We start from the raw sequence: 5,315 nt of genomic DNA on the forward strand, positions 1-5,315 counted from the left end.
AGGTGCGATCGCGAATGATCCCAGCATTGTTGATCAGGATGTCCAGGCGGCCGAATTCGCTCAGCGCCAGGGCGATCAGCGCCTCAGCGCCCTCGGTGTCCGCGACCGAGTGCTGATCCGGCACCGCCACGCCGCCCTGTTCGGCGATTCGCCGACACGCCGTGGCGGCGGCCGACTCGTCGTTGCCCTCGCCCGAGAGCGAAGTCCCCAAGTCGTTGACGACGACCTTGGCGCCTCGGGCGGCAAGCAGCTCGGCGTAGGCGAAGCCCAACCCGCCGCCGGCGCCGGTCACGATCGCGACTCGATCGTCGAATCGGAGTTCCTCCGTCATGTTGGCCTCATTTCTCTGGTTGCTCGGGAACGATGTTCCGCGGTGTGATGCTCAAAACGTCTGCCCTGCTATGCCTGTACGACGGCGCCCGCGTCGAGCAGCGCCTCGACGTTGTCGACGCGTAGTTCCTGCAAGACAGCGCGCGTATGTTGACCCGGACGCGGCGGCGAGGTGGGCGTCGGCGCCTGTGTGCGGGAGAAGCGTGGCGCAGGTCCGGGTTGCATCACGCCGTCGCGGACGACGATGCTTCCCCGCGCTTTCATATGCGGGTGTTCGGCCGCCTCGCGCAGACTCATCACCGGAGCGACGCATGCGTCGGTGCCGTCGAAGATGATCGCCCACTCTGCCTGGGTCCGGGCGCGGAACGCCTTGGCCAAAAGCGTTCGCGTTTCGGGCCAGCTGTCGGGGTCGTGCTGGCGACTCAGATCTACGTCGATGTCGAGGATTCGAATTAGTTCGGCCCAGAATTTTGGCTCGACGGCGCCAACGGCCATATGCCGCCCATCTTCGGTCTCGTACACGTCGTAGAAAGGCCGACCACCGTCGGACATGTTCGCCCCTCGGGCATCCCTCCAGGTTCCGGTGGCCATCAGCGCGTGAACGCCCGCCAGCAGATGCGACACACCATCGACGATCGCCGCATCGACGACCTGGCCGCGTCTGCTGGTGCGTTCCTCCAATAGTGCGGCGAGGATGCCGATGACCAGGAACGTGGAACCGCCGCCGTAGTCGCCGACCACGTTCAGGGGGATCTGCGGCGGACCATCAGCGGCGCCAATCGCATGCAAAACGCCGGTGAGTGCAATGTAGTCGATGTCGTGGCCAGCAGATTGCGCCAACGGGCCATGCTGTCCCCAACCAGTCATGCGGCCGTAGACGAGGGCAGGGTTGCGCTTCCAGCAATCCTCCGGCCCGATTCCGAGCCGCTCGGTGACGCCCGGCCGGTATCCTTCGAGGAGAACGTCAGCATCGTCCACCAGTCGCATCAGAACTTCTAGTGCGCCTGGTTTTTTGAGATCGATCAGGATCGAACGCTTGCCGCGATTCAGAACGTCAAGCCTGGGGTCGCCAGGGAACAGTTCCATGCCGCCGTGCCGATCGACGCGTACGACGTCCGCCCCCAACTCGGCCAGGATGCTGGCGGCATAAGGCGCGGGACCTATGCCTGCGAGCTCGATCACCTTCGTGCCGTGCAGAGGTCCCCTCCCGGCTTGGCTCATCAAGCGACTCCCAACTTCCCCACTCGGAGTGATCACGAATTGCGTTATAGAGGCGAGCTCCACGACCACGACGTCTCTCGGACAGCGATGGCGATCCCGGACGGAAACCAGTCGGCACCGCCCACGTGCCCGACCGCGATCGTACTGATGAGTGAATCATTACTCACTATCGTCTGTGAGTCAACTTGCATTCGTGAACGTTGACTTGCCGACTCACGCACCGATACTCTCAGTGAGTGAACAATCACTCTTGCCGGGCGCCGTTCGCGGAGTCCTTTGCGTTTCCCGAGGGCCCAACGGCGGGGCCCGAAGGATCGCTGTACGTGAGCGACATGGGAACCGGCGTCATCCGGCGTATACGGTCCGACGGCTCCACGGAGGTCTTCGCCGAGCCGGGCGGTGGCCCCAATGGAACCGCCCGTGGGCCCGCCGGGGCGTTGTACGTGGCGAACAATGGTGGTATCGCCTGGCATAACGGGCATCTCGATTTGCTGGCCCCTCCTCCCTCGCACGCACGCATCGAACGAGTCGACCCCGACGGTACGGTCACGGAGATTTACCGCACCGTCGGAGATCGCCCACTGCGGAAGGCAAGCGATATCGCAATCGACCGGGCGGGTGTGATCTGGTTTACCGACCCAGGCCACGACCCGCTGACCGCTCCTACGGGTCACGTCGTGCGCGCCGAATCCGACGGCTCGAGCATCGACATCGTTGCGACCGGCTGCGCCCATCCGAATGGTCTTGCCTTCACCTCAGACGAGTCCCTGCTCATGGTCGCGGAGACCGGTGCGGCAGCGGTGTACGCCTACGACGTGGTCGCTGGCCGCCACCTAGTAGATCGTCGCGAATTCGCCCGGATGCCCGACAATTACCGGCCCGATGGACTCTGCTTCGACGACGAGGGCAACCTCCTTGTCGCCGGCGCGTTCGGCGGCGGTGTGCTCGTCTTCGATCACACCGGTGAGTTGACCGACACCATCCCGCTGGACGATCCCTTGACCACCAACGTGGCATTCGGCGGTGAGGGCGGCGATGACCTCTTCATCACCCAGGCACGGACGGGCACGGTGTTACGCCTCAAATGGCGTTGTCGCGGTGCAAAGCTTCCGTTCGAACCATAGCCGACAAGTGTCTGACGACGCGGAACGTTCTGACATCCGAACCAGCCGATTGACCACAGGAAGAAGACGATTCATGAGCAACCACACATCCGTCGATCTCGATCGCTTCGTCGATCCCGAGTTTTACGTGTCTGACGACTTCCATCCCACGTGTCGTCTACTCCGGCAAGAGAATCCCGTCGCCTGGTGCGAAGCAGGGAAAATGTGGCTGCTCACGCGCTACGAGGACGTCAGGGACGTTTTACGGGCCGTGCCGCAGTTCACCTCGACGGCGGGAAATTTGATCACCGTGCACGGCGAGGAGAACCTGCCGTCCTTCGATGGTGAGCGATTGTTGATTCATCTCGATCCGCCGTCTCATAGCGTATTGCGTAAGGTGGCGCAACCGGTCTATGCACGCAACCGCGTGGCAGCGCTGGAAGGAACCTTGCGCAAGTTCGTAGCGGCGCAACTCGCTAAGGCCGGACCAACGGACGTGTTCGATGTCGTCGAGGAACTGGCTAAGACGGTGCCGGTTCTCGTCACCGACGAAATCCTCGGAATTGGCGAGGAGGCAATGGATTCCGTCGCATATTGGGCGGACTCAATTGTGGGACACGACGCGGTTACCAACGAGGATCAACGTGCCACGGGCGCTGCGATTCGTGAGCTGATGGCCTTTCTCAAGGACCACATCGCCGCGGAGCGGAAGCATCCGAAGCCCGACAGTCTTCTCGGCTTACTCTTCGAAGCCGAACGAGCTGGCGACGTCACGCCAGGGCAGATTCTCAGCACCAGCTACCTCACGCTCGCGGCGTCCTATGAGACCACGCGCGATTTGCTCGCCGGCGGAGTAGCCGCACTGGCGATGTTCCCTGATCAGCGAGAACTGCTGATCTCGGAGCCCGAGTTGTTGGGCCGTGGGGTTGAGGAACTGCTACGTTGGGTCAGCCCTCCGCTTGGAATTGTCCGACGCGCCAGGGAGTCCACGAGGATCGGTGGAGTCGAGATCGCAGAGGGGGACTACGTCGTGGCATTGCTCGGTTCGGCAAACCGGGATGACTCGATCTGGCAAGACCCCGATCGAGTGCAGCTGGATAGACCATCGAAAGTTCCAAACGTGGCGTTCGGATATGGTGCGCACTTCTGCTTAGGCGCCCACCTCGCTCGCCTGGAAGCGCGGATCGTGATCAGTGAGCTATTGGATCGCCACCCAAACTACGAGCTCGCTGGCCCTCTCGTCCGCCTGCCCTCCGTCACCTCGTACCATGCGCACTCACTGCCGGTGATTCTCAACTGAGCGTCGCGAAAGAATGCCGCGGCGCCACTGGGCAGTTAATCGTTCACCCGGACGCAGAGCCCCGCCTGGGCTCATATTCGAGTGTCCGTGGACGTGATTCGAACCATTCCGCCGAGTGCGCAAATCGCCGCAGACAGTGGCGCGATGGATCGGTTCGGCAGCAACTCAACGTCACTTCCACGGTCTTGGAGCAAGTTGTGGGGCCTGATGGACTAGTGGTCCGTCTGCGATTTGATCTGGTTAAGGGTGGCTCGGCCGCGTTGGACTTTGGCGATGATGTCCTCGGCGGTGGCTTTCCAGATGAAGGGTTTGGGGTCGGTGTTCCAATGCGCAGCCCACGTGGTGATGGCATCGGTGAGTTCGGCGACGCTGGTGAACACCCCTCGGCGCAGCCGTTTGTCGGTGAGTTCTTTGAACCAGCGTTCCACCAGGTTCACCCACGAACTCGAGGTCGGGGTGTAGTGCAGGTGCCAACGGCGACGGTCCTTGTGTGCGAGCCACTTGGCGATCTCGGGAGTCGAATGCGCCGACAGGTTATCCAGCACGACGTGCACCCCGAGACCGCGTGGAACGCTGGCATCGATCTGCTTGAAAAACCGCAACACATCAGCGCCGGTGTGACCCTTGCGCAACTCGGTCAACACCTCACCGGTGGCGACGTTCATCGCGGCGAACAAGTCGATGGTGCCGTGGCGTTTGTAGTCATGGGTCATCGTCCCGGCGCGGCCGGCCTTCATCGGCAGCGACGGCTGGGTACGGTCCAACGCCTGGCACTGGGTCTTCTCGTCGAAGCTGAATACCACCGCCCGAGCCGGCGGATTCACATACAGCCCAACAACATCGACGAGTTTCTCCTCGAACCGCGGATCGTTGCTGACCTTAAACGTCTCGACCTTCCACGGCTTGAGATTGTGGTCGGCCCAGATCTTGGCCACCGCATCCTTGCCGATCCCGACGCGGGCGGCCAACGTCCGAGTCGACCAGTGCGTCGACCCGTCAGCGGGCCGCTCCTTATGCGTGATGCGCAGCACCTCAGCGACCGTGCCCGCCGGCAAGCTCGGCTTGCGTCCGCGGCCCTTGGCGATCCGACCGACACCATCGACACCGTACTCACCAAATCGAGTACGCCAGCGGCGCACCGTATCGGAATCCACACCGCTGCGCCGGGCGATCTCCTCGTTGGCCACCCCATCACACGCCCACAACAACGCCCGCGCCTGCACCACCTGCCGATGCGGCAACAACGTCGAGGCCGCCATCTTCTCCAACTCCGCACGCTGGGCATCGCTGACCGGCAACGCGGCAGCTGTCATAACAGGCATACTACAAACTACCCCACTAATTCACAGACATACCACTAG

5 protein-coding genes are annotated in these 5,315 nt (G+C 62.7%); 2 read left to right on the forward strand and 3 right to left on the reverse strand.

Annotated elements, in window-relative coordinates; all coding sequences use genetic code 11:
* Together ACWDTP_RS37105 and ACWDTP_RS37110 are read right to left on the reverse strand one after the other, a co-directional pair.
* A partial coding sequence (locus ACWDTP_RS37105) for an SDR family NAD(P)-dependent oxidoreductase (RefSeq protein WP_450028207.1) occupies positions 1–331 on the reverse strand: 331 nt, incomplete at its 3' end.
* A 68-nt stretch (positions 332–399) separates the two neighbouring features.
* Complete coding sequence (locus ACWDTP_RS37110; RefSeq protein WP_450028208.1) at positions 400–1,551, reverse strand: CaiB/BaiF CoA transferase family protein; 1,152 nt, start codon at positions 1,549–1,551, stop codon at positions 400–402.
* 236 nt (positions 1,552–1,787) lie between these two features.
* Between ACWDTP_RS37110 and ACWDTP_RS37115 the strand changes: the two genes are divergently transcribed.
* A complete protein-coding gene (locus ACWDTP_RS37115; RefSeq protein ID WP_450028209.1) occupies positions 1,788–2,675 on the forward strand; it encodes an SMP-30/gluconolactonase/LRE family protein in 888 nt (295 codons plus the stop codon).
* 73 nt (positions 2,676–2,748) lie between these two features.
* On the forward strand, positions 2,749–3,954 hold the full coding sequence (locus ACWDTP_RS37120) for a cytochrome P450 (protein WP_450028210.1): 1,206 nt from the start codon (positions 2,749–2,751) through the stop codon (positions 3,952–3,954).
* A gap of 212 nt (positions 3,955–4,166) precedes the next feature.
* On the opposite strand, the gene ACWDTP_RS37125 is transcribed toward ACWDTP_RS37120, so the two are convergent.
* Positions 4,167–5,267, reverse strand: a complete 1,101-nt coding sequence (locus tag ACWDTP_RS37125) for an IS630 family transposase (protein WP_450028211.1) — start codon at positions 5,265–5,267, stop codon at positions 4,167–4,169.
* Positions 5,268–5,315: the final 48 nt, after the last annotated feature.

The organism is Mycobacterium sp. NPDC003449, from assembly GCF_053588415.1.

What these genes read in the sequence shown, in the direction of transcription:
- ACWDTP_RS37120 (WP_450028210.1), top strand. Translation starts at nt 2,749, where the DNA reads ATGAGCAACCACACATCCGTCGATCTCGATCGCTTCGTCGATCCCGAG.
- ACWDTP_RS37110 (WP_450028208.1), bottom strand. Translation starts at nt 1,551, where the DNA reads ATGAGCCAAGCCGGGAGGGGACCTCTGCACGGCACGAAGGTGATCGAG.
- ACWDTP_RS37125 (WP_450028211.1), bottom strand. Translation starts at nt 5,267, where the DNA reads ATGACAGCTGCCGCGTTGCCGGTCAGCGATGCCCAGCGTGCGGAGTTG.